We start from the raw sequence: 825 nt of genomic DNA, 5'->3' as shown, positions 1-825 counted from the left end.
ATCTTTCAAAACATACAGCCTAAAGGGGGTAGTTCACCTTAGAATGAAAAAATTGTTCCCGAACGAAATTGTTTTGCTGGTGGTTGTCATGCTTGTTGTAACAGCAGCCGTCTTATTGTTTTATTTTTCAAAATTTCATGGGCCTCTTTCTGGTATCACAGGTGATTGGGGAAATTTCGGATCTTACCTAAATGGAGTTTTGAGTCCAATACTACTATTTTCAACTTTAATATACCTTGCCAGAACTCTGCAGGTCCAAAGGGATTTACAGGCGGATCAAAGAAAAGAATTTGAAACCGCTAACGAAAACCAACAAAGACACATCGAAGAACTAGAAAAAGCGAGTCAACAGCAACAAGTTGCGGCCCTTAGAACTGAGCTTGTCAAATTCATAAACAATGAAATAGCTATAGAGGAAAAATATAGTTCTGACCTTAATGATCAGCTGCAAAAAAAAGTAAGTAAAGGATGGGGTGACGAAAACGATATAAAGGTGGTTGAAGGCTTGCCAAAACAACTGACAGACAGTTTCAATCGAAGATTAAATTTAAGGAATATAGCAAGTTGTTTGATATCCGATAATTTCAAAACCGTTGACGAGCTAAGGGAATACTTTAACAATCGCTATAAAAATCTAATAGAGAACTTTGGCAAAATATATACTTAATTTCCGTTAAACCAAAGATAACCATGGTATTAACCTGACCGGAAGAGGTCGGGTGTTTTTTCTGCAAGCACGGGGCCGGCAGGTTATACCAAACGATGGGGTGGACCGCTCCGCGCTCCCACCCCATCGGGCCGGGCTGATCAACACCGTGGACGGGT

General features: G+C 40.2%; 1 protein-coding gene. It reads left to right on the top strand.

Features of this window, described 5'->3' with window-relative positions; genetic code table 11:
• Nucleotides 1-667: hypothetical protein (locus ACYQ2M_RS25160; protein WP_459919154.1), on the top strand; the 667-nt coding region annotated here is incomplete at its 5' end.
• Nucleotides 668-825: the final 158 nt, after the last annotated feature.

The organism is Desulfocicer niacini, assembly GCF_054657595.1.
Note: the sequence above shows the minus strand (reverse complement) of the source record. Positions and strands in the feature narration are given on the sequence as shown.